Here is a 23,541-nt window from a genome sequence, read left to right as displayed (position 1 = left end):
TGCTTCTCTATCCACTCTGAGAAAGCAGTCAGTAATTTAATAATCATTATATTTCTACGTCTATATATACAGAGGGACAAAAAATGGCGCTTTAGCTCGTTTTATAAGATACCATACACTTGTTTGTAGGTTTCTTTTGAAACCAGTGCCACCCGCCAAGCGTTAAGAATGAGAGACAAAATTTCTACACAAAGTTCTAATAAAGAAGAGTAGTTCTTTTCGCTCTACTGATGCTTATAATAATAGCAGTGCTTCTACTAGTACCGCAGTTTTGCCAGAATCTACACAAAAGCAGTAAAGCAAGCAAAATCACTCTGCTTATGCCAGAAAGCGGTTCCGGCGTCCTAAGTACTATTTACTTACAATATATAGGCAACTATGCTATAATAAAATCGGAGAGCGTTTAAATAGGCGAAGGGAGTCTATTGTGTTATACCTACCTGATGACTCATCTTCCATCTCCCGTGAGCAGGTCACTGAAGCATTCTTGAAGGCAGTACGGCTGATCGATAAGCGGGTCGCGCCTTATCTGGGGAAAGCAACCACGCGAGTACTGGTGCAGGGAGCAGCCAAAAGAGTTATGGACGCACACCCCTTTCTAGGTTACCTTACAAAACGGCCTTATACTGATATCCATCCATCAGCTATCCAGGAAGAACTTTCTGGCGTCACTCCTGCCGAACTCGCTAATGGGCTGAATGACCTTCTCGACGAATGTTTCGCTGGCTTACGAGAATTAACGGGAGACTTAATTGTGCCAATCCTGCACGATGAGGTGACTCACCAGTTAAAACAGCTGTAGCCCGGACAAGGAAAAAGCATGGAGAGCAGTCTGCAATCAGAAACACCAACCCACTCCGAGGCATTCCGCTCTTCCATTGGAGAGAGCGCGGATCGCCTGGCTGCTGTTCGCGAAGAGATAGCCTATCTCAACACGATCGGCAAACGTTTCGTAGCTGCGTTCGACCGTTTTCAGGTTCATCATGCACTTCTTGCCGCACTCCAAGAGATCTATAGCTTTACTGCATGCTGCATCTTACTCAAAGGCGAATCCCATCAACTCTTTATCATTCCTTCTTACCCACTTAGCCCGGCATTTATAGATGGTATGATTCACCGCATTGCTAGCGCCGCCCGCGTGATGGATTTTCCTTCCATCGATGAAAATCAGCTCGCAACGACTGCGTACCTGGATGCCCCCGATGAACTGGCTCAACCAGGCACAATCAAAGAGGTCACGGGTAACGATCTTGGCTCCTGCTTGAACATTCCACTCACTGTAGAGAATCATATTATTGGCTTGTTGAGCCTCTTCGACGAACGCCCCGACTCTTTTGATACTAATCTGCTCCAACTCACCGCTATGGTCGCCGACTATGCGGCAATCGCCCTGGAGAATGTTCGCCTGCGCGAACGCGAAAATGCGCTCTGGCGCGAGGCTGAACTTGAGCGACAACGCCTGGAGTTGGTCATCCGCAGTATGGCTGAGGGACTACTTATTACTGACTCCAGGGGCGCTATTACCTCTCTCAACCAATCGGCTCGCCATATGCTCGCGCAGTCAGATGTCCATTTCCAGCTACATAGACCCTTACGCGATCTGGCGCAAGAGAATGCCGTTCCCTGGCTTCTCAAGCTTACTGAGGTGGTAGAAGAGGGGCTTCACGGGAAAACTGTTACGAATCAGGAACTATTCATCGGTGGCGAAAGTGATACAGTCCCACTCACCCTACAAGTAAGTGCCTCACCTATTCATGCCTCAGACGGCCTGACATATCCCCCTATTGGCATTGTTGCCGTGCTCAATGATGTCACTTCCATTAAGCAGGTTGAACGCCTGAAGGATGAGTTCGTCTCCGTCGTTTCGCATGAATTACGCACGCCACTAACCGCCATCAAGGGCTATACCCAACATCTGGTGCGGCGTATTGAACGCCGCTTACGCAAATTACGTGGCTCACAGACCGCGCCTGCGACTGATCCACCAGAGCACTACGATCTGCGAAGCTTGAATATCGTCCAGAGTCAGACAGAGCATTTAGAGCGCCTGGTCAATGACTTGCTAGACCTCTCACAATTACAATGGGGACAGCTCCAGCTCCACTATCAAGAGTTTTATCTGGCCGATTTGCTCAGCGAGTATGTCCATACAATTCAGGATAGCGCTGAACAGCATACGCTCTATCTCGATATTCAAACACGCGAGACACGCGTCAATGCCGATCGCAAGCGTATCGGGCAGGTTGTGGGTAACATTCTGGATAATGCGATCAAATACTCCCCACATGGTGGGAAGGTGACTCTTCGCCTTCAGCAACAACGCGAAGAATACCTCATTAGCATTATCGACGAGGGCATCGGCGTGAGCCCCGAACATTACGACCACATCTTTGAGCGTTTCTATCGCGTCCATAATACCGCCACTCAGCAGTACTCCGGCATCGGGCTAGGACTCTTTGTCACTAAGGAGATCATTACCAAACATGGCGGTCGCATCTGGTTTACCAATAATCAGCGGATCGGTACCACCTTCAACTTCACCCTTCCAGCATCCTTGCACACGACGCCATACCCCCTCAATACCGACAAAAACTAACTTTTAGGCAGCGCCATTCTAGAGCACGCTCTAGAAGGCTTTGAGTAAGTCAGACGGCGTCGAGTCAAAGTGGTCATTAACGTACGAATTCCCATAGGGTGTAAAGTGGATACGCGCCCATGTGGCACGCAATACCTGTATATTGCGCAGAATTCTCGCTTCTCCCCAGAGGGGATAGACCGAATCACGTAAGGCTGTCACAAGATCACCTGTACTGCTCACAAGGATACCACACACCACCGCAAGAACCTGAAAAAGAGGATGATGGGGCACAATGAAGGGGCTAAGCGGGGAAAAGAAGCCAACGTAGAGAATACCACCCGACACAATAGCAGGCACAATAGCATTCAACCAGGTAAAGAGCACCGAAGGCTCGTGCGACATCATAAACGAGATGCCTAGCGGACCAATCGCCCAGCCAATAATAGGCTCTCGCCTCATCAGCATGACAAGCAAGTGTGAACATCTAAACAGGACAATCCAGAGGACGAACAAAAGGAAGGCACCCAGAGGATTTACCACATGTAGTTGTAAACTGCTCGCAAACATCATCGCTATTGCTGGCATGTTGTACCCTCACAGAGTATGCGGCAAGAAAGCTCCACGCTTTCGTCAGTTATAGGTATCTATTATTATAAGCTATAAACACTGCGTAAGCAATTGAAACAGCCAGATAGACCATAATGACTCAGGTGGTAAAGGATTGGAAGAGGAAAACAGAGGAATATGATGTGAGGCAAAAAGTGGGCGCTACTGGGATCGAACCAGTGGCCTCTTCCGTGTGAAGGAAGCGCTCTCCCCCTGAGCTAAGCGCCCTTGAACTGTTGACCTGACTATAGTAGCATTAACATCTAGAATTGTCAAGCATTTTCGCGTTCTCAATCCCACCCTGAACTTGAAGTTCATGCAGCGCTCAGCCTCCAGGCAAGTGCAGAGAGCCTTCCACCTTTCGCTTGCTTTTACTTCAGCTTGTAAGCTTGCTTATGCTCAGAAGAGAGGCAAACCATGGCAAAGAAGAATGTTGAGGGCAAAGCTAATGTCGCAAGCAACTGGTAAAAGAAGCTTTGGGAAATGGTTGATGGGAACTGTGCTATTGCCAGCACTGGTCCTTTTTATACGCAATCGCTTCGAGCGCTATATTCGCCGCCACCTCTAGAAGCTAGGGCAACGAGCTTGGGTATCCTCTTTTGTATGATATACTGAAGGCTAGAAGTTATTTCTTGTTCTTTGGGAGATATATCTATGGAAGAAACGACCTCAACCTCAAATAAAGCGGCAATGGAGCCAGCTAAAGAGCAGGCGAAGGCATCGACGGAACCTACGAAAGCGGAGCCACGTCGAGCTTATGGTACCGCGAAGACCGAGAATTTACAAGACTCTGGACTCTGGCGCATCCTGCTGCCAGGGTTTGTACTGATATGCTGCGCGCTCTTATTCGCGATCCCTCTGGGGATTCTGGTCCCGCTATTCCTGCAATCTATTGATTCCACATCTCCAACTGGTCCCCATGCCCTGAACTTGCTCTGGCTCTGGATTAGCATGGCTGTGGTTGAAATCCTGGTTGCTATCATAGTTATCCAGGGCTTTCGCAAGATATTTTTCACCCAGGCTGGTAACTACCGTCGCTAGACCGTGGGCAAGCCTTATAAATAAAGAGAGTGGGGGTGAATATAGACAATATCATCCCCGCTCTCTTTATCCCCCACACGCACTGCTCTATCCACCTGCTCTCCAAGGCGATGGCTAGGGGATATTCACCTTCGGGAACATGCGTCTCGCAATCACCAGGCGCTGTATCTGGGCCGTTCCCTCGAAGATATCAAACACCTTGGCATCACAGAACCACTTGTGAATCAATTGCTTTCTCTCAGACATCTCCCCCGGCGCGGTTATGCGTACGGCCTCGGAGGTAACCTTCATCACCAATTCGCCCGCGTAGGCTTTACACATCGATGCCTCTTTGGAATTGGGCAGACGCTGATCAGCCATCCACGCCGCGCGCCAGACCAGTAAGCGCGCCATCTCTATCCTCTGGCGCAGATCTTCCAACGTCTCCTCAATCTCATGCCGCTTGAATGGTGGGTAGCCCGCTGGCAACTCCTCCTGAAACCAGGCCAGAGCCGCTTCATATGCCGCGCGACAGATGCCAACAGCTAGCGCTCCCACCATCGGGCGGGTCGCGTCTAACGTTCCCATGGCGGCCTTAAAACCTGTTTTGCCACTCGCTTCACGCCCCGCGAGCAAGTTTTCTCTAGGAATACGACAGTTCTCAAAGATGAGTTCGGTCGTCTGCGAGGCACGGAGGCCCATCTTCTCCTCAATCCGCCCAATGATCAATCCTGGCGTTCCCTTGAGCACAACAAAAGGACGGATGCCCGCGCGCCCCATACTTTTATCTACTGTGGCAAATGTGATAATCACATCGGCCCGCGCCCCATTCGTGATGTAATGTTTATGCCCATTGATCACCCATTCGTCGCCTTCCAACATGGCAGTCGTCGCCATACCGGCGACGTCGGAGCCGATGCCCGGCTCGGTCAATGCCAGGGCCCCCCAATGAAGTTGCTCATCTTCGTAGAGACCCAGAAACTTCTGCCTCTGCTCACGTGAGCCCTGTGAGAGAAGAGGGGGAGCCGCCAGGCCCGGACCAGGGATAGCCGTCGTCAGGGCTGCATCGCCCCAGGCCAGTTCCTCGTTGGCGAGCATCGCCAGGAGCGCGGCGCTACGTTCTCCCTCCTGCACATAACGCTGCGCCTGCCCATCGATACCACCTCGAAAACGCTTCTGCATATTCCAGAAGAAGGTTTCGGGTATCTGTTCGGTACGATTGCACTCTAACGAGATAGGGCGCATCTCTTCCAGGGCAATCTGATGCGCGAACTCGCGATATTCCTGTTGCCGTGTGGTCAAACGGAAATCAATCATATGCGTGTTACTCCATTGTAGCGGCATTGCGCATCCACATTTCAACGGGGTGATCCTGCATAAATCCAGCCCCACCCAGAATCTGTACCGCATCAGTCGTGGCGGATTGGGCCAATCTGACAGCCTGCCTTTGCGCTGCCTCCGCGTCCTTGAGCAGCAATACAAGGCCCTGATTCTGGTCCCACCGCGTGGCGGTTCGCCAGAGCAAAAGCCGAACCGCGTCCAGTTTCATCGCCATCTCCGCCAGCAGAAAGGCGATTCCCTGATACGATACTATCGGGCGCTGAAAGGCGATACGCTCTTCCGCGTACGCGCTGGCATACTCAAGCGCCGAGCGTGTTACTCCACACGCTACCCCCGCCCGTAAGAACATATAGAAGGCAATCGCGCGTAAGAGTCCCTCGTCTCCCGGTCTCCCCAGCAAAGCCTCCTCGGGAAGAGATATCTGATCAAAATGTAGGGTCGCACTCGGCGCGGCCCGCAAGCCCAATTTCTGGCGCTCACTACGTATGGTCAATCCATCTATCTGAGCGGGAAGAATGATAGCACATAGCCCACTTATATCGCCCTTCCCCTCCATGCGAGCTAGAATAATTCGCGGTTCTCCGACTTCCCCATGCAGCACATCACGCTTGGTCCCATGTAAAATATAGCGGTCCCCCTTCGGGCTAAGCATTGTCTGTATATGCGCTAATGCATAACCGCCACCAGGCTCTGCAAGGCCCAGGCACCCACGCTTCTGCGCCCCTTGCTCAGGGTCACAGAATGGGGGAATATATGCCTCTCGCTGTGCCACACTTCCCCCTAACTCCACACACAATGGTCCCATTAATGACCCACAGACATTCAAAGCCAGACCGGCGTCACCAAACCCCAGCTCCTCAGCGATAAGCGCATATGTGAGCGCATCCAGTGAGCCTGAGCCGCCGTACTCTTCCGCAAAAGGCATAGTCAAGCCCGTTTGCGCCAGTTTACGCATCACATCGAGAGGAATATCACCCAGTTTCTCCACGTAACGCGCCTGGGGCCGTAGCAGATCAGTACTCAGACTATGAGCAAGACGCCGAACCTCTTCTTGCTCCTCAGAGGGCGAGAAATCGAGCATAAACGACATCCTTTCAACGTTCAACATTGAACGGTTTCTCATGCATATAGCAGGCTCAAGCCAACCTTCCATTCAGGAGGCGTGTCGTTTCATATTCCTTTATTTTATGCGAAAACTTTTTCAGAGTGCAACTAAAGCGTGGAATCGTCACTCCTACGACATCCAAGAGTAAGAGAGTGTGAGCATCGTTCGCGGATAGGGCAATCGCAAATGATGCTCACACTCTCTTACCTCTAGCGAAAGGAAGCAAGCGCAGTTTGTTTTTTTCAAGCAATGATACTCAAAATTGGGTAAGATATAGGCGTCATGGTTTGATAAATGCCACCCCTGGACCAGACCAATATTCTTCGTCAGAGGAAGACCCCCAACCCGCGCCGGCATTCATAGAGCTGGCAATTATCGTGCCATCGCTTTCAATTTGTTCAACCATCGCCACATGTCCATATCCTGTTGCCCCTTGCACACCATCCTGAAGCACTATCAGGGAATACAGTGAAGGAGTCGAGGAGACTTGCCAGCCATAATTATAGGCTTGATCCACCCACTCATTGGCATTTCCAATATGCCAGGGAACATAATAACCGTAAATATCATGGAAGCGCTCATTGGCAAACCATGTGCACTCCCCGTAGGGATATGCATTATAATCCCCATCATAATCGGCATGCGCCTTCGGGGCTGTTTGCATAGTATACATGTTTACGCCCAATGCAACAACGATAGCGAACGATACCAACACTACCGCCGCACACACACGCACCGCCGACCACGCTCTGCTGCTTCGCTGAAATGGCTTCCAGCTTTTTAGATGCGTTAACACTATTTCCTCTTCCACCGTTTCAAATACTCCATGCTCGGAAACCTGAATGCGCCGTGCCCCCATGGGAGTCAGCACTAGCCGCGACCCCCATTCGGGGGCACGGCTGCGGCGTTGGTTTTCGCATAAGACCAAGGAGAATACTTGTGAGAGCGCGCTACTCCAATCAGCCAGGCACCTTAATGACGATCAGACCTGGAAAAGGCACGCCTACAGATACTATACTAATGATCGCAAAAATATGCATTCCAATGTACAGAGCTATCTCTCTTGGCCCTCCTAATTGTGCGTATTTCCAGCCAAAACTTCTCTTTAGAATAAAGGTGAAAAGAACCCCTCCGGCAGTGGCTTACCATAGGCGTCAAGTTAAGAGAAGAGATCTCAACCTGACAAGTAAAAGCTCCTGTGTCATGATAGAAGTAGGCAAACTGCTATCAGAAACAGGAGCTTTTCTATGAAAAGTATAGCACCCTTGTGCCAGGCCTTAGAGGAATTGATCTATAAAGATGCGCCTCGTTTGGCTCAAGAACAAGGATTGATTGTCCGTCATCGTTGCTTTTCTGCGAGCACCTTGCTGCTTTTACTCGTCTTTGGCTGGCTGAAACATCCATTAGCTGGTCCCAGTCAACTGGCCCGCTTTGCGCACTCGGTGGGGGTGAGAGTGAGTAAACAAGCAATCTTTGAACGCTTGACAAAGAACACAGCGCATTGGCTCTTGAGCGTGTTACAGCAAGCAGTTCACACGCTCCTTCTAACGTCTTCTTTATCTGTTGGGCTCCTAGCTCGTTTCCCTGCAGTTCTCCTCGAAGATACTACCTGTATTGAATTGCCATCGGCTCTCGCCTGGCTCTGGAAAGGAAGCGGAGGGAATGCATCTCCATCGGCTGTCAAACTCGGCGTGCGCTGGGATCTGCGCAGTGGCAGGTTGGACGGGCCAGCACTCCATCAGGGACGTGATCATGATAGCCGAACGAGCACCCACACACTGCCTTGCGGGCAAGGCAGTGTGTGGGTGGCAGATGCTGCCTATTACTCCCTCAAGCAGTTGCGTCAGATGGACCAACAAGGGGTCGTTTTTGTCATTCGCCCACGAGGCAATTTGGCCGTGAGTACACCCGAGGGGCAACGCTTGGATTTGGCATCTCACTTGTCCGCTTTGACCGACACAGTCATTGATCTTTCGGTCCGTTTAGGCTCCATTCGCTCCCTCTGGCTCAATGCGCGGATTATTGCCTTACCTGTCTCTGATGAGGTAGCTCAGAAACGCCGTGAGCATCTGCTGGACAAGGCCAACAAGCAAGGGCATGTGCCCTCCTCACATGCTCTTGCCCTTGCTCGCTGGACCTTGATTGTTACCAATGCGCCTGTGGAACGCCTCTCAGCAGAAGAAGCACTCCTGCTGTTTCGGGCGCGTTGGCAGGTGGAATTGCTCTTCAAGCTCTGGAAGAGTCATGGGCATGTGGATGAATGGAGCAGCCAGCTTCCCGACCATATTCTTTGTGAGTTCTATGCTAAGCTGATCGCTATGCTCGTGGAACATTGGGTTCTCCTTGAGAGTTGTTGGGATGATCCTCACCGTAATTGGATGCTCTGTGCTGATCTCTTTCGAGATCAACTCTCGCTCTTGGTTCTCGGCATTCGTGGATATATCCCTCTTTCTCAAGCCCTTGCATGTATCCGTGAAGCGTTGTTGGGAAGCGCTTCCATCCCCGCTCGAAGTACGCGCCCCAGTACCTCCCATCAACTTCTTGATGGGGTTTACTGGGGCTTAACTTGACGCCTATGCCCCTCCGGCAGTGGCTTACCTCATAGACGAACCACTTTCTACCAGAGGGGTTTATTCTCTAATGCGCTACTTCGTTTTCACGATAGGCGGCTCTAAGAGCAGGACAGAGGGAACACGCCCAGGGAAGGCTAGGCGTAACCATGTATAGCCAGCCCCAGACAGCCCGAGCATCATACCGGGTGTTTCCAGGCCCATCGGTCCACCGCTAACCCATCCCTGCCGGGCAATCGAGTCAAGCAGTTTAGGTGTGGCACTCTCAACACGGCTCAGATATTCAGTACCTCCCAGTACCTCGGTCGCGGTAAGCAGAATATCGATGTTTCCTAGATCGCCGTGACACAGAGAATGGCTATTCCCCAGCCCCTTCGCTAACGTGGTCTGCAAGCCAGTCTCAATCTCCTGGCGTATGGCCTCATCATCATGGTAGCGTAAGCATCCCATACGCGCCAGGGCAATGCCAGCGGCACCATGGCACCAGACAGTCATTCTATACATGTCCTGTTTGCTAAGCTTCTCTCCTCCTGTCCGCAAATCAGGCCAATTCTTCATCTCAGGAGAAAAGAGGTATCGCTCATACGCAAAAGCCTGTAAGGCCGCATCGGTAAAGCGCTGATCCCCGGTCGCATGTGCCAGCCGTAGAAGGTTGAGCGCAATTCCAGCGTTCCCATGTGCCATACCGGCTAGCGCAACTGTCTCCTGAGCTGTAATCCAACCAATACCGGCTTCCTGCGGTGTGCTCTTCTCAAGCAGGCGCTCACCACAGATTCGGGCAGCTGCTAATGTTGCCTCTGATGGATGCGCATGGTACAGGCTTAACAATGCCGCGATACAACCAGCGGCTCCACCCATCATGTCATACATTTCATCCTGACGCACTTCCTGCGCCAGAGTCTCAACATATTTCTCCGCCTCTGCAAACAGGGCTGGATCATTCCAAAGCGTTCCCAAATGTGACAGCAGGTAGACATACGCGCCGATTCCGCTATACCCGCCAATATTGACGCGTTGATCTTGCTGTAAACGGTATTTTACCTGGCGGCGCAGCATACGCAGGGCATGTTTGGCGACGACACTATATTTCTCTTCACCCGTAAGGTTTCCTAGATAGGCGAGATAGAAGATAATACCTGCTTGCCCATTGTATAGGTCAATGTCAGAGGGATAAAGGCCCCATCTATTCGCGCCGCGTGTAGCAATGCTGAGCCAGTCAAGGAACTCCCCATTTTCTAGCTTGAGCACTAAGAGGCGATCACCTGCAGCCAACGCGGTAGCAAGAACACGCTCGCGGCTATAGGGCTCGGTTGTTGGCTCAAACTTTAAGGATGGATATAAATTCTTGCTCGGCAAACCCAGATTAATAAAGGTTGAGCGCGTAATCCAGCACTGGCGTTCCAGGTCGGCTTCATTCAGCGAAGTCACAATCTCCTGGACCAACTCAATACCAGATCGCTCAAAAAACTCTGGTATGCATCCTCCGTGACCGTTGTAGAGATTGTGTGTCGATGCGCCCGTGTAGAAGAAGGGAATATCTCCCTCCCAGAGGTCCGCGACCTCGTCGTTAAAGAGTGGCTTCAGTTGCGAAATTTCATTGGTATTGAACCAGAGGCGATCAAACAAACGATCTCGCTCCAGAGCATCACGCAACATATTTGGATGATAACTATGCTCCAACACAACATCATACAACTGTGTGTTACGCGGCAGGCAGCGTACCTCAACCTCAGCGAACTGAGTAATAAGCCGTGTTTGGAACTCTTCGCGATGTGCCAGCATCAGACGATACACATCGGCAAAGCCTGCGACCAGGCATCCACTGTAGGCCGCGACATCAATCGCCTCATTCTGAAGTGTGGGTAGATTCTGGCCCAGAACCATACCGAGGCGCTCATGTTCAATTCGCATCTCATCGGTTCCAGCCCCTTGCACAACAGCAACTGGTACGGGCGAAAGCTGACCGGACTTGCCTCCCAGGGCGCTAATATCAACGCCAGCATTGTCATCGCCAGACCAGATTCGATTGGGGAGCATCCCTACATGCAGCACAGTATGGGGTGGAGCATCGAGTTCAGGTTCTTCTGTCTCCGAAGTTTCATCGCGAGGCAGTTCCTTCACCTGGGGCAAAAATAGCACTTCAAGGTCTATCAAGAAAGGATGCTCGCCACAGGCGATCAGATTGTCAGCATGGAAATCACCTGCGTGCAACGCATAGAGTAACGCTAGATAGCCTCCCTGGCGCTTATAGAAACGTTCGACATCCTCGACAGAGTTACATGGGGATGGCGAAATAAACTCAACCCAGCCATAAGTCCCTCGATCAAGCATCTTCAGGGAGCGAAACTCCGGCTGAAAGCCCTTCTCGTTTAACCAGGACAGAATGTTCTTAAAATGAATGTCAGTCGCGAATGAACGAGGTTTGTATACGAGGTGAAAACCAGAGTTCCAGCGCAGGGTCGCGACGCTACGCCCACCTCGGTGTGTATCTCCTTTGCCGCTCTGGATCTCAACCAATATGCCAGGATCAGTATCAGGACAGAATGTCTCACGAATAACTTCCCAATCGAGACAGATCCGCTCCAGCAACTCTAGTTGTGTTTCTAGCCAGCTCATACACCCCTCAACGAGCAAGCGGGCCAGGACTGCATACTCCTCAAGGAAATCCAACATATGCTCTTTCTTACATAGCCGTCGAATGAAACTCTGGAAACGTTGCTCTGGTGTATCTCCTTGAAGTTGTCCCTGTACACGCGCTACATTGAGCTCAAGAATGAATGTCTTACCCGCTTTATGCAGCAGCAATGAGGGTAAATTCGCGAAGATGGTGGCAGAAATCTGCTTTCTATCGAAAGGAAGATGCGTATAACGCTGCTCTAACTGATCGATACCAGCCTGGAGATCTTTCCATGACTTACTGAGGAGAGGCACCAACGCAGCCAGAAACGACCGGGACATCGCGTTCTGCTCATCATCAAGCGCCTGCACCATCTCCTTATCAGGAAGGCGTCCATCTTGAAAAACAGAGAATAGCCAACGTAGCCATTCAGGAATGCCAGCACTACTGGCCTGTAGTACCTCAGGGGGAAGATTAATTAACTGTAGAAACTGCTCTTCATTTAGGCCCATCAGCGCTAAACGTTGCTCGAAATAGGTCCCCTCATTAAATGGGCGCTGTTCCTTCCAGCGTCCCAGGCGTTGGCGAGATTGCTCGCTAATCGGTATCGATGCGTCAAACAACTGGTTGTTACTGGTCAGCAGAGCCACGCGCTCCGCAAGCGTTAGCGCACGATACCAGTTCGCGCTTTTGTATCTATCTTGCGGCTTTACTGGGGTAGTTGATTTTTCTTTCGTGTCCATCAATATACACCTTTAAAGTATTTCCTGATACATACTTTGTTTTTAGCACTAACTACGTTCCTACTATTAAATTATATTTTTTGCTCAAAATGATTTTCTATATCACGATGTAGAGCAAAAAAATACGGAAGAGAGCTAGGGTTAGAGCCCCAACTCTCTTCCGAGAAAAGCGTGTAATCCTATGCAGGCTTATGCCGCGCTATAAGATTAGAATTCGTTGGTGTAGTTGCAGGAACCAACAGCGATCAGTGAGTAGGCACAAACATTAGCAACGCCGTTCAGGATACCGGTGGCTGATGTACCGTTGAAGGAGATGTTACCATAGTACTCCTCGTGGTTTAAACCAGCAACGTCACGGACGCCGCGGCGGAAGCCGCAACCACCGCTGACGGTATCCAGCGCATCATCACCTAGGTCAACAATGCCAGCGGGGCTCTCAGGAAGCATTTCCTGCTGTTCCTGGCTCAAACCCTGACGATACTCTTCATCTTTCCAAGCGCGAACGATATCATACTGCATTTCAATATTACCTTTCATGTAAAAACTTTTTTAATTTATAGGTGCTCACAAAACAAGGTTCCAATTTTTATTGCTCTTTACTCGAAAACCTTAACGCTAGCTCTGCTAGCATATCGATCTTCGTAATAAGATCCTCAGAAGACTACCTGCATTTCACATAGATGCTATGAGAATATGTCATCGTCTCTCAAAATTGTTTCTTTTCTTCGAGCGACCTATTACCACTATACTATCGATACAAAGCCATATCTCTATGAATAATATTTAAGTTAATACTCCCTATAATCAATACTAGCAAAGCCCTACTGGCTACTTCATATACAATCACTACTTTATGAATATACATCTTTTATAGGCATTTATCCCAAATCCTCAACTTTGATCTGGGCCATCATCCTGATCAATTGCCAAAAAATCTAGATATATTCCTTGAAATTGCCCGCGAGTTCTCGTTATAAAACCAGTGCCAGAGGAGTAATGAATACAAATTTAGCATGCTTAATTGAGGGCCGATTTTCGGATGTAAAAAACCCTTCCTTGCTTTAGATGCGCTCTTGAAGTCGGCACATAGAGCTTGGAAGGGTTAAGATTGTCTTTTCTCTGTAAATGAGAATACACTGCGTACTTATAAAATAGCCAAAGTACGCTCTATCTTCTAGAAGTAGACGTTGTTAAACATTGCGCAGGAGAGATCGACCAAAGTAAGGTCAATGATTATAAGGCCGGCATTTGTCTTTTTCTTAAAGGAGAAATTGTTTATGACCTCGTTATCCGCTTTCTCCCCCTGCACAATAGACTTGCCGGGAGCTCCTTCGCCACAACCCGACATCAACTCCAGGTCAGCGTCGCTCAGCTCGGCATATCCTACTGGATTCTCCGCCTGCTGGGGCATGCTCTGGTTGTATTCTTCGTCTTTCCACGCGCGAACAATATCATACTGCATTGCTGTATATTCCTTTCGTTGCTTCAACCTGTTCGTGGCGCCTGACTAATGTGTGTAGAGTGCATTCTTGCAAATTTGACCTCTCTACTCTCTTCATATCCCTAACAGAAGATGTATTCTCAAAGGTTCCATATACATCTTTCTTGAAGCGCCTGTTTCTATTGTACACATTGTGCAAATTATAATATATAATAAATGTAAAAACACTATTGCATTTTATTCTTTTATACAGATACACATTATTTGCTTTTTCGCTCATAATGCGCCTTACACAAAAGCAGTAGAAGCCTGCTCAAGGGTAGGCTTCTACTGTTGATACTGACGAATAAGTTTGTATGGTACCCCAACCTCTATCCTTTTGCCTTTCAGCAAGAGGATAGAGGTTATCTCACTTCTGACTAGCCGATGAAGGTATTGCCAAAAGAATTGCAGTTGAAGCCACCGAGGGTCCCAATGCCAATGGCCCCGCCGATGTTGGTGGTGCTGGAGAATGAGAAGTTATTGATAAACCTGTTGCGCCCGTACCCGTATCCACCAAAGCCGTAGCCGCCATAACCCTTGCCATAGCCACCATAGCCACCCCAACCACCTTCGACGATTGCCAGTTCGGCATCACTCAGCTCAGTTGTACCAGCGATCAGTTCAGCTTCCAGATTAATGCGCTCTTGTTTCATACGTGTTTCATCCTTTCACATAACCATTTGTTGTTACTCGTAATTTGGTACCCTTCAGTGAAGAAAAAATTATAGGTAGAGAAGAGGACTGCCATATCACACTTACATTCATAACTCTCATGTAGCATACTGCTGTGTCACTCACTCATCCGCACTTCACGTATTGGATTGGTTACCTGTTTTTAGTATTACATACCCTAAAAGAGATATTTATTATTTATAATAATCTTCCTTTTCATTCCTGCACGTTTTTTCTATATGCTTATTTCTTCCCTCCCTATAAAATGCATTATCCTGGACAAGCAAATATCGTTTGCACATCCATGCTTGACGATACAAGGAAATAAAAGTACGCAGAGGGGCATTGTCCCTCTGCGTACCTTGCTGTACCTTATATATACACAGTCCCTGGAGAGATGATCTCCGCCTAGTAGCCCCAGCCGCCTCCATAACCTCCGTAACCTCCATAACCTCCGTAACCTCCGTAACCTCCATAACCTCCATAACCTCCTCCATAACCTCCTCCATGGCCTCCTCCATGGCCTCCTCCATAACCTCCTCCATAACCTCCTCCTTTATGACCCTTTCCGCAGCCGCAGCCGCCATAGCCACCATAACCACCATAGCCACCATAGCCACCATAACCGCCAGTGCCACAAACTTGCTCCAGAGCTCTATCACTCAGCCCTAAGCTATTCACGACGCTCTCTAGTGAGACAGTTTCCACATCTTCTACATTCTTGATCTGTGCACTGTTATACATCATAGCCTGCTGTCCTTTCTTCTAATTAGAAGATCTCATTGTAACGCTGAGCTTTGATCGCTTCGGCAGGTCTGCTACCGATCAACACATTTTTAGCGAAGGCTATATATTGCCTCAGTGCTTTCTCAACTTACCACGCAACCATTACCCCTCGTCACTTTCAGAGTATACTCAGCAGATAGAAGAGCATTTAAACACATCAACACGCACAAAGAAGCCCCTAAAAAGGGGCTTCTGGAAACATATAGATTATCTGCGGATAGGGTTATTATCCCTTGACTGAGATAGCGCTCATAGGACGTGTCTCCTCGCGCTCAATCTGATATTGGATGAGGTTTGAGTAAGCGCCACCGCGCGCGGCTAGTTGCTCATGGGTTCCCTGCTCAACAATGGTCCCATTCTCAAGCACAAGGATCAGGTCAGCCGTACAGATTGTACTGAGACGGTGCGCAATGATAATCTGGGTACACGCAAGTGATTGCATATTGCTTGCCACACGCTGTTCCGTAGCGATATCGAGCGCGCTTGTAGCCTCATCGAAGAGCAGAATGGCGGGACGATGGGCTATCGCACGGGCTATCGCCAGGCGCTGGCGTTGACCGCCCGAAAGCGAACTACCACCTTCTCCGACATGGGTCTCATAATTCATGGGCATCTTCATAATATCATCGTGCAAGGCCGCCAAACGCGCCGCTTTAATGACCTGCTCCATGTCAAGCTTTGGATCATTCAGGCGGATATTCTGCGCGATGGTTCCACTAAAGACCGCTGATTCCTGCAAGACAACACCAAACTGACGCCGCACCTCCTGGTAGTTGAGGCACTCCAATGGCATACCATCATAGATAATGTGGCCTCCTGTGGGCAGGTTAAGACCTAGAATCAGTTTGCCCAGAGTACTCTTCCCACTACCAGTACGGCCCACAATGGCGACCTTCTGTCCCGATTTGATGGTCAGCTTCAAATTCCGCAGTACCTCCGGTGATCCGACATTGTAGCGGAAGCTTACATCTTCCAGGTGGATACGTCCGGTTAACCTGGGTGGAACAGCGACTATCCGCCGATTCTGCTCTGGCTCAGTAATAATAATGTCTGAGATGCGCTCAAAGTTGGCCTGAATGCTCTGCAATTGCTGCATACTACCTACGAGCGATGTCAGAGGGCCGAGAAATGAGGTAGCCAGCGAGTTGAGGGCCAGCATGGTACCAATACTTAAGGAGCCATTTAGTACTTGCTGCGCGCCAATCCAGAGCAAAAGTAACGATGAAAGTGAGCGCAGAGTGGTCATTGTGGTACCGACAACTGCTGAGACATAGCTACGCCGTGTGGAGATATTTAATTGAGTAAAAAAGAGGTTGGCCCAACGCTCTAAAGCATGCTCTTCCGCGCCTGCGGCTTTCAGGGTCGCAATTCCGGTCACAGTCTCCGTCAGATACCCTTGTGAGCGTCCCTGAGCTGTAAGATCCTGCCTGGATATGTTGCGCATCACAGGGTAGGTCGCGACAACAAACACAACCTGGACCAGACCAATGACCAGTGTGCTTATACAAAACGCGGGTGATTGCCAGTAGAGGATGAAGACATAGACAATTACCATGCACCCATCCAGAATACTAGAAAGAAGCTGATTACTCAACGCCTCGCGAATAGTCACATTACTGGTCAATCGACTCAGCAGATCACCGGTTGAACGTTGTTGAAAGAAGCTATATGGCAACGACATCAGATGCTCAAAGAGACCCAACATCATATGCGTGTCCAATCGCGCTCGCAAGTAGACCAGCAGCCATTCACGTAGGAGCGAGACTACGATTTGTGAGAGGAGCAACAGCACCATACCCAGGGCGATGATTTGCATCATATCGACCAGTTTAAAGGGCAGAATCTGGTCCATAATGACTTTAGTCAGTATCGGCAAGATCAATCCCAGTGATTGCATCAGAACGGACGCGCCAAAGACCTGCATAAGAGTTCCCGGCGTCTGCTTGATAAACATCCCCAGGTACTTTACTAGCGAGAGAGGAGAGGTCGACCCCTGCTGGCTAAAATCGACTCCCGGCTCCAACATTATTACGATGCCCGTAAAACTCTCATCAAAGGCTTCTTTTGTTAAGCGTCGTCGTCCCTGGGCAGGATCAACGACCTCAACATAGTTCTTGTTCCATTTTTCGACTATGAGAAAATGCTTGAATTCCCAATGAACAATGGCTGGCAAGGTAATGGCTTTAAAGTCATCACTCTGAAGTGAGACAGCGCGGACACGCAACCCATAATCACGCGCCGCACGGACTATCGAAAGAGCAGAGACACCATCGCGACCAACACCAAAACGCGAGCGCAATTCGGTGATGGTAGTCTTTCGACCATAGTAGTTCAGGATCATACCAAGGCAGGTCAGACCACACTCCATCTCATTGGCCTGGAGTTGAGGGGTTATACGCCCCTTCCATAACCGCCAGGGGGAACGCTTCGTCTGGCTCAACTCCTGGTCCTCTTGCGCAGAGGAAACTGTTTGTTGACGTTTATGTTGCTTCGTTTTCATACACTACCTTCCAGCTAGCCACCCAATCCCAGGAAAAAGCGAGAGCACACGCTGCGAACCTATCTGCACATCAGCCGTGATAGGAGTGCCAGCATAGACACTAGGAGACAATTCCTGCGCGCGGACATAAAGCGTGATGGAGGGTTGCCTTATCAAGAGCAGACAATCCTGACTGAGCTCAAATTTTTGGCATAGCGATGCAGGGTTACTCTGTTGATGTTCTACGCGCGTTATGAGCCCCGTGACCTGCTCACCATGAGACCCAAAGCGCAACGCAACCGACTGCCCAACCTGGGGTTTCTCCATCGGAGACCAGGGAACAAACAAGGCAACATTACTCTGATCAGATGTCAAATGTTGCATCTGATTTTGCTCAAGTACAACGCCACTCGCGATCACAAAGGTCGGCACCTGCTGATACCAGGCAATACATCCCGTAGCCAGCACGATGCCTAACAGAAACCACAGCACAAGCGAAAGGGGCACATTAATGAATACTGGTAATGTATCTTTTTCTCTGCCTCGCATATAATGCTGCATAGCATTCTTGCGAAATACAGGATGATTGGAACTTAACATATAACATTCTAAATTCTTCTACAGAGCTACGAGTTTCAACCTACTACATGTAGTATAAGAATCTTGCCAAATTTGTTTACATATTCCGCCTATTGGCGCTTTTAGGCTATTGGCAGACATAGTAGCAGAGAAGTATCTTTTCATTCCCTATCATCAAAGACTTTAACCAATTCACATGGCAATGTTCCAAAATCGTGAGCCTCATCCTATGGAGACGCAGAGCTTGAGCCAATGCAACCCCTGGCAAAGGATCTTAGCGCGAGGCAAACATAATGGGTAAATGCAGCACACCCTGCATAAAGCTCTGCGCTGAAAGTGGTTGCAGGCGACTTCCAGGTAAACGCTGAAAGGATGCGAAGCGACGCACCATGCTCTCCAGAACTATGCGGCTTTCCAGGCGTGCCAGGGAAGCACCCAGGCAATAATGTATCCCATACCCAAAGGAGAGGTGAGGATTCGGACTTCGCTGCGGATCAAAGCGCTCAGGGTCAGGGAAAATCGTTTCATCGTGGTTTGCCGAGGCAAGCCAGGCCGTGACCCATTGCCCAGCCAGAATGTCTTGTCCCCCTAGAACAATGTCCCTCTTCGCGACCCGAAACATAAAGCGGATCGGGGAGCGATAACGCAGAACCTCTTCGAGCACAGAGAATATCTGATCCGGCCTCTCCTCTATATGCGCCCTCACCTGGGGAAAGGCATCAAGACAGAGGAAGGCATTGCCTAACAAGTGGGTGGTAGTGACGTTGCCAGCGACGAGGAGCAGAATACAGAAACCCAGGATCTCAAGCTTGGAGAGGTACTGTCCTTCGATCTGGGCAGTCTGGAGCGCCGAGAGTAGATCGGCTTGGGGCGCGCGGCGACGCTCGGCAAGCAGGCACGAGAAATACGCTTCCATCTCACCCATGAAGTTTGTGCCATCGAAAGGGACGATGCTTGCCAGTTGGTCAGACCAGCGTCGAAAATGAGCGCGATCCAGAACAGGAATTCCCAGCAGTTCAGCGATCATCGTTACGGTCAGGGGATAGGCCAGATCATCGATGACATCAAGCATTCCAGCCTCGACCCGTTGATCCAGCAGTTCATTGACCAGAGCGGTCAGGCGGGGCTCCAGGCTCGCGACGGTACGCGGCGTAAAAACCTGGGTAACGAGGGCTCGGAGGTGCCGATGGCGCGGGGGATCAAGCGCGATCAAGCTGACATCCAGTGGCGTGAGAGTATGCCCATGCGACTCGACCTCGGATGAGAAAGTCTCATGCTCCGAGAGCACACGTCGGACATCGGCATAACGAAAGACCATCCATTGTTGCTCGCGATCATCATAGGTCACAGGATGCGACTGGCGCATCTCCCGATACCAATCCAGGGGCAATGCTTCCTGATCATCTTGCCTCATAACGACCTCATCTTTTCGCGGGCCAGCATTGCCAGGAGGTCACGCGGTAAGACGACCTCGTACTCGCCACCGAGGCGCGACACAACTTCTTTAAGCATACTTGGAGACACTTGCCAGGCCAGAACATAGAGGTTCAGATAGAGCGGGCGCTGGCAGCGTATCCTCGCCGTCGTGGTAATCAGGCGCAACGCCTGTTCGCCATTCATCACCAAACCAACATTCTGATACCAGGGGTGTGTACCAATGAGGTGCCAGTTAGCCCAGAGCGCACCCGAACCACTTAAAATGCCTCCGCTTCTCTCCGCGTACAGCGAGCGCGCGAAGATCTGTTGCAGGCGGCGACGCGTAAAGCCCATACCCGTAAGGCTAAATGGTACTATCCCCAACCCCTGAAGCAGATCCGTGTCCAAGACCTCCAGCGTCGTCATGTCCAGACCATCCATCATTGCGCGAGTATCCCTCAAAAAGGTATCCAGGTGAGTGGTAGGCCAACGCGAGGGAAACATATACCCCGCTCCACTTGGGGCTGCAATCAGTTCATCATTGATGCTCCTACTTTGGTGATAGTAAGCCGCCAATGGTGGCGCGAAATAGGGGAGCGCGGGCGAGAGCGTCCAACCTAGCGGGAGACTCCCACGCGCCTCGTCCTGCCAGAGATGGAGCATACGATGCTGGCAATATTGGAGGTTATCACCATCGCTGATCGTAAAGGAGAGATAGACTTTTTTCTCGGCTGGTTGAACCACATCCTCTTCCGCAGGGGCCGTGGGCAGAGATTCTGGTATCGCTTCAAGAGGTAATGAGAGCCAGACTTCTAAATTCTGGGAATAGTCCGAAGCATAGACCAGTTGCGCCTGGCGCGAGGTCAATTGCACCCCGCTTCCCTCACTGATAAACCAGCCCATATGCAAGACACCAGGAGGATAGCTTGCCAGAATATCTTTCATCAGGCAGCGCTCGGACTGCCAATGCGCCTGAGGCTCAGGTAAATAACGGCGCGCATCCAGCCAGTAGACAAAAGACCGTGTCGCGACCAGGAGCGAGCGTAATGGCGCGAACCCCTCAGGGGATACTCCCGCTAGTAAGAGTCTGGAGGAATCCTTGAGCATCTGCTTTGCGGCCCACTGATACATCTGAAGACGGGTGCTCCAGCCATAAGCACGCAAATCCTCCAAAATAGGAAGCTGATAACGATCTTGAAACTTTCGCGTCAGTTCAGGCGAGACCACAATTCCATCACGCAAGCCAGATAGCGTCGTCGCCAGGTTGATCGTATCGGGACGAGTAGGATCAAATACAACTAAACCCTTAAGACGCTCGCGATAGATCTGGATGAGCGCGTCCAGGACATCATTTCCCTGCGCAGCTAAAGGCTGGCGCTCAATGGAGTCAGGCACGTGTTGCAACCAGAAGCGAGCATCATCATTATAGATCAGGTAGAGTTCGGGGCGCTGGCGATTGATCAGGCCTGCCAGTGTGGAAATGGCAAGCTGAAAATCGCGCGAGGCTGAGGTTATATCAGCGATGAACAGATGGCGCGGTGGCTGAAAAAGGGCGCGCAACTGAAGCAATCGCGCGCGTACGCTGACGGGTTGCGTAGACATAAAGCGTCCTCCTTCTCTCCTATTGTATCGCGAATATTATTCCAACGTCAGGCTCATGTAAGCCCAAAAACGCAAAAGATGTCTTTTAGAAGCTTCTATCGTCTAGGCACAGTTTTTATTAGCTTTCTTCATGTCATCAAACTCAGCAGATCTTTTCTTGATTATGATGCGTGTTTAATGGTATTCTTCTTGCATAACAAATAGCCCTCAGGCTATGGGAACAGACGCCAAATAAGAGCCTTTCATACCTTTACGTACCGCTCAACGCTGAGTTGAAGAGAAAGGATGGCCGCGTTATGCAAACCAGGATGGTTGCTCCCGAACTTTTTCGTCCACCAGTAGTCTTCCCTGATGTCCCCTATGATCATCTCTTACGAAAAGCCGCCGAACAGTATCCAGAGCGAACCGCGATCATTTATCACGACCTCTATTTGACGTATCGTGAAGTCCTCTCAATGGTCAATAGTGTCGCGAACGGTCTCCATGACATAGGCTTGCGCAAAGGAGAGCGCATCTGTCTCTTTACAACGAACCGCCCTGAATACACGGTAACATTTATTGCTGCCGCGTCCCTGGGTCTGGTCGTCAGCCCGATGAATCCCGCATATAAAGAGCGTGAAGTAGCCTACCAGCTTGAAAACTCGGAGGCATCCGCGCTCTTAATTCAGCGCGAACTGGTACCCATGCTCCAACTGGCTCTCCAGCATACATCGCTTCCCAACCTCAAACATATCTTTGTCACCGGAAGCCAGGCCCCCGAAGGGCTTCCCAACGCGATCCCTTTGAGTCAACTTATACACTCATCATCGCCAGTCTATCAGAAACACGCTGACGTAACAGGAGATGACCTGCTCTCACTTCCCTATTCCTCTGGTACCACAGGCCTGCCTAAGGGTACGATGCTCACCCACCGCAATCTCACCTGTAACAATCTCCAGTTTACGACCACGCTCCAGACCACACCTCAGGATGTAGCGCTGCTCTTCCTGCCCTTTTATCACATCTATGGTGTGATGCTCATGGGCAGTTTCCTGGCCTGTGGAGCAACGCAGGTACAGATGGAGCGCTTCGATCTTATGCAATCATTGGAGCTCAGCGAGAGACACAAGGTCACTTACTACTTCACGGTACCTCCTGTGGTCCTGGCTCTCGCCAATGCGCCTGTCGATCTGGGCAAGCTAAAGAGTGTGAAATACATCTTTTCAGGGGCCGCGCCATTACCCGTAGATCCGACACGTCGCCTGAACGAGAAAACTGGAATTTCCGTTATCCAGGGCTATGGTCTGACCGAGACCTCACCCCTGACCCACGCTCAACCCAAGGACCCGGCCTGTGTTCGCACAACCAGCGTTGGCCTACCAGTTCACAACACTGAGGTCAAGATCATGGACCTGGAAACTGGTGAGAAAGAACTTCCACGAGGTGAAGCTGGCGAGATTGTCATTCGAGGTCCCCAGGTAATGAAGGGCTACTGGAAAGCGGAGGAAGAGACAGCGCGCGCGCTACGCAATGGCTGGCTCTATACTGGCGATGTTGGTTATCTAGATGATGATGGTTATACCTACATTGTAGACCGCAAAAAGGAGATGATCAAATACAAGGGCTTTGGTATCGCGCCAGCGGAACTGGAATCACTGCTCATGGAGCACCCGGCGGTTATGGACGCAGCGGTCATCGGCGTGCCTGATGACGAGGCCGGAGAACTGGTTAAAGGCTTTGTCGTCATACGCCCCGGTCAGAGCGCGACTCCTGATGAGATCATGGGCTTCGCGAACGGTAAACTAGCAGGCTACAAGCGTTTCCACTTTGTCGAGCCTATCGATGCCCTCCCCAAAACAGCCTCGGGCAAGATTCTTCGGCGCGACCTGAAAGAGCGTGAAAAGGCCGCGCATCTTACCCAGGAATAAGCTCACCACAGCGAAACCTGACATTTTCTGAGAAAGA

18 protein-coding genes and 1 tRNA gene are annotated in these 23,541 nt (G+C 50.4%); 5 read left to right on the top strand and 14 right to left on the bottom strand.

Translation table 11 applies throughout. The annotated features are described in order from the left end of the window. Positions 1-427: 427 nt before the first annotated feature. Positions 428-802, top strand: coding sequence for a hypothetical protein (locus tag K3T82_RS17580; RefSeq protein WP_220194742.1), 375 nt, complete (start codon positions 428-430; stop codon positions 800-802). A gap of 18 nt (positions 803-820) precedes the next feature. Next, positions 821-2,596, top strand: a complete 1,776-nt coding sequence (locus K3T82_RS17575; protein ID WP_220194741.1) for an ATP-binding protein — start codon at positions 821-823, stop codon at positions 2,594-2,596. Between the two features lie 30 nt (positions 2,597-2,626). On the opposite strand, the gene K3T82_RS17570 is transcribed toward K3T82_RS17575, so the two are convergent. Together K3T82_RS17570 and K3T82_RS17565 are read right to left on the bottom strand one after the other, a co-directional pair. Continuing rightward, on the bottom strand, positions 2,627-3,163 hold the full coding sequence (locus K3T82_RS17570; protein ID WP_220194740.1) for a hypothetical protein: 537 nt from the start codon (positions 3,161-3,163) through the stop codon (positions 2,627-2,629). A gap of 177 nt (positions 3,164-3,340) precedes the next feature. Then, positions 3,341-3,412: transfer RNA gene (locus K3T82_RS17565), tRNA-Val, on the bottom strand. 426 nt (positions 3,413-3,838) lie between these two features. Between K3T82_RS17565 and K3T82_RS17560 the strand changes: the two genes are divergently transcribed. Beyond that, entirely contained in the window at positions 3,839-4,225 is a 387-nt protein-coding gene (locus K3T82_RS17560; protein ID WP_220194739.1) for a hypothetical protein, read from the top strand. Between the two features lie 114 nt (positions 4,226-4,339). Here K3T82_RS17560 and K3T82_RS17555 read toward each other — a convergent pair whose 3' ends face one another. The 3 genes from K3T82_RS17555 to K3T82_RS17545 form a co-directional block, all read right to left on the bottom strand. Further along, on the bottom strand, positions 4,340-5,521 hold the full coding sequence (locus K3T82_RS17555; protein WP_220194738.1) for an acyl-CoA dehydrogenase family protein: 1,182 nt from the start codon (positions 5,519-5,521) through the stop codon (positions 4,340-4,342). Between the two features lie 7 nt (positions 5,522-5,528). After that, positions 5,529-6,626: an acyl-CoA dehydrogenase family protein gene (locus K3T82_RS17550; protein ID WP_220194737.1), complete on the bottom strand. Its 1,098-nt coding sequence runs from the start codon at positions 6,624-6,626 to the stop codon at positions 5,529-5,531. A gap of 304 nt (positions 6,627-6,930) precedes the next feature. Beyond that, positions 6,931-7,578, bottom strand: a complete 648-nt coding sequence (locus tag K3T82_RS17545) for a CHAP domain-containing protein (RefSeq protein WP_220194736.1) — start codon at positions 7,576-7,578, stop codon at positions 6,931-6,933. 319 nt (positions 7,579-7,897) lie between these two features. Here K3T82_RS17545 and K3T82_RS17540 point away from each other — a divergent pair, with 319 nt between their 5' ends. Then, positions 7,898-9,220 carry an IS4 family transposase gene (locus K3T82_RS17540; RefSeq protein WP_220192805.1) on the top strand — a complete coding sequence of 441 codons (1,323 nt, stop codon included), beginning with the start codon at positions 7,898-7,900 and terminating at the stop codon, positions 9,218-9,220. Between the two features lie 75 nt (positions 9,221-9,295). Here K3T82_RS17540 and K3T82_RS17535 read toward each other — a convergent pair whose 3' ends face one another. The 9 genes from K3T82_RS17535 to K3T82_RS17495 form a co-directional block, all read right to left on the bottom strand. Continuing rightward, on the bottom strand, positions 9,296-12,580 hold the full coding sequence (locus K3T82_RS17535; protein WP_220194735.1) for a type 2 lanthipeptide synthetase LanM family protein: 3,285 nt from the start codon (positions 12,578-12,580) through the stop codon (positions 9,296-9,298). A 207-nt stretch (positions 12,581-12,787) separates the two neighbouring features. Continuing rightward, complete coding sequence (locus tag K3T82_RS17530; protein ID WP_220194734.1) at positions 12,788-13,117, bottom strand: mersacidin/lichenicidin family type 2 lantibiotic; 330 nt, start codon at positions 13,115-13,117, stop codon at positions 12,788-12,790. Between the two features lie 637 nt (positions 13,118-13,754). Continuing rightward, complete coding sequence (locus K3T82_RS17525) at positions 13,755-14,042, bottom strand: mersacidin/lichenicidin family type 2 lantibiotic (protein WP_220194733.1); 288 nt, start codon at positions 14,040-14,042, stop codon at positions 13,755-13,757. Positions 14,043-14,440: 398 nt separating this feature from the next. Beyond that, the gene (locus K3T82_RS17520) at positions 14,441-14,716 is read right to left on the bottom strand and encodes a hypothetical protein (RefSeq protein WP_220194732.1); all 276 of its coding nucleotides are present in this window, start codon (positions 14,714-14,716) and stop codon (positions 14,441-14,443) included. Positions 14,717-14,929: 213 nt separating this feature from the next. Then, positions 14,930-15,373: a hypothetical protein gene (locus tag K3T82_RS17515; protein WP_220194731.1), complete on the bottom strand. Its 444-nt coding sequence runs from the start codon at positions 15,371-15,373 to the stop codon at positions 14,930-14,932. Positions 15,374-15,747: 374 nt separating this feature from the next. Continuing rightward, positions 15,748-18,021, bottom strand: coding sequence for a peptidase domain-containing ABC transporter (locus K3T82_RS17510; RefSeq protein ID WP_220194730.1), 2,274 nt, complete (start codon positions 18,019-18,021; stop codon positions 15,748-15,750). Positions 18,022-18,024: 3 nt separating this feature from the next. Continuing rightward, positions 18,025-18,600, bottom strand: coding sequence for a hypothetical protein (locus tag K3T82_RS17505; protein WP_220194729.1), 576 nt, complete (start codon positions 18,598-18,600; stop codon positions 18,025-18,027). Between the two features lie 253 nt (positions 18,601-18,853). Further along, entirely contained in the window at positions 18,854-19,993 is a 1,140-nt protein-coding gene (locus tag K3T82_RS17500; RefSeq protein ID WP_220194728.1) for a cytochrome P450, read from the bottom strand. Then, complete coding sequence (locus K3T82_RS17495) at positions 19,990-21,597, bottom strand: GxGYxYP domain-containing protein (protein ID WP_220194727.1); 1,608 nt, start codon at positions 21,595-21,597, stop codon at positions 19,990-19,992. Before K3T82_RS17495 ends, K3T82_RS17500 begins: the two co-directional genes overlap by 4 nt. Positions 21,598-21,893: 296 nt before the next feature. On the opposite strand from K3T82_RS17495, the gene K3T82_RS17490 reads away from it, so the two are divergent. Beyond that, positions 21,894-23,504, top strand: coding sequence for a class I adenylate-forming enzyme family protein (locus tag K3T82_RS17490; RefSeq protein WP_220194726.1), 1,611 nt, complete (start codon positions 21,894-21,896; stop codon positions 23,502-23,504). Positions 23,505-23,541 lie beyond the last annotated feature (37 nt).

Source organism: Ktedonospora formicarum, assembly GCF_016587355.1.
GTDB lineage: Bacteria > Chloroflexota > Ktedonobacteria > Ktedonobacterales > Ktedonobacteraceae > Ktedonobacter > Ktedonobacter formicarum.
This window is presented reverse-complemented; position numbering and strand designations above follow the sequence as displayed.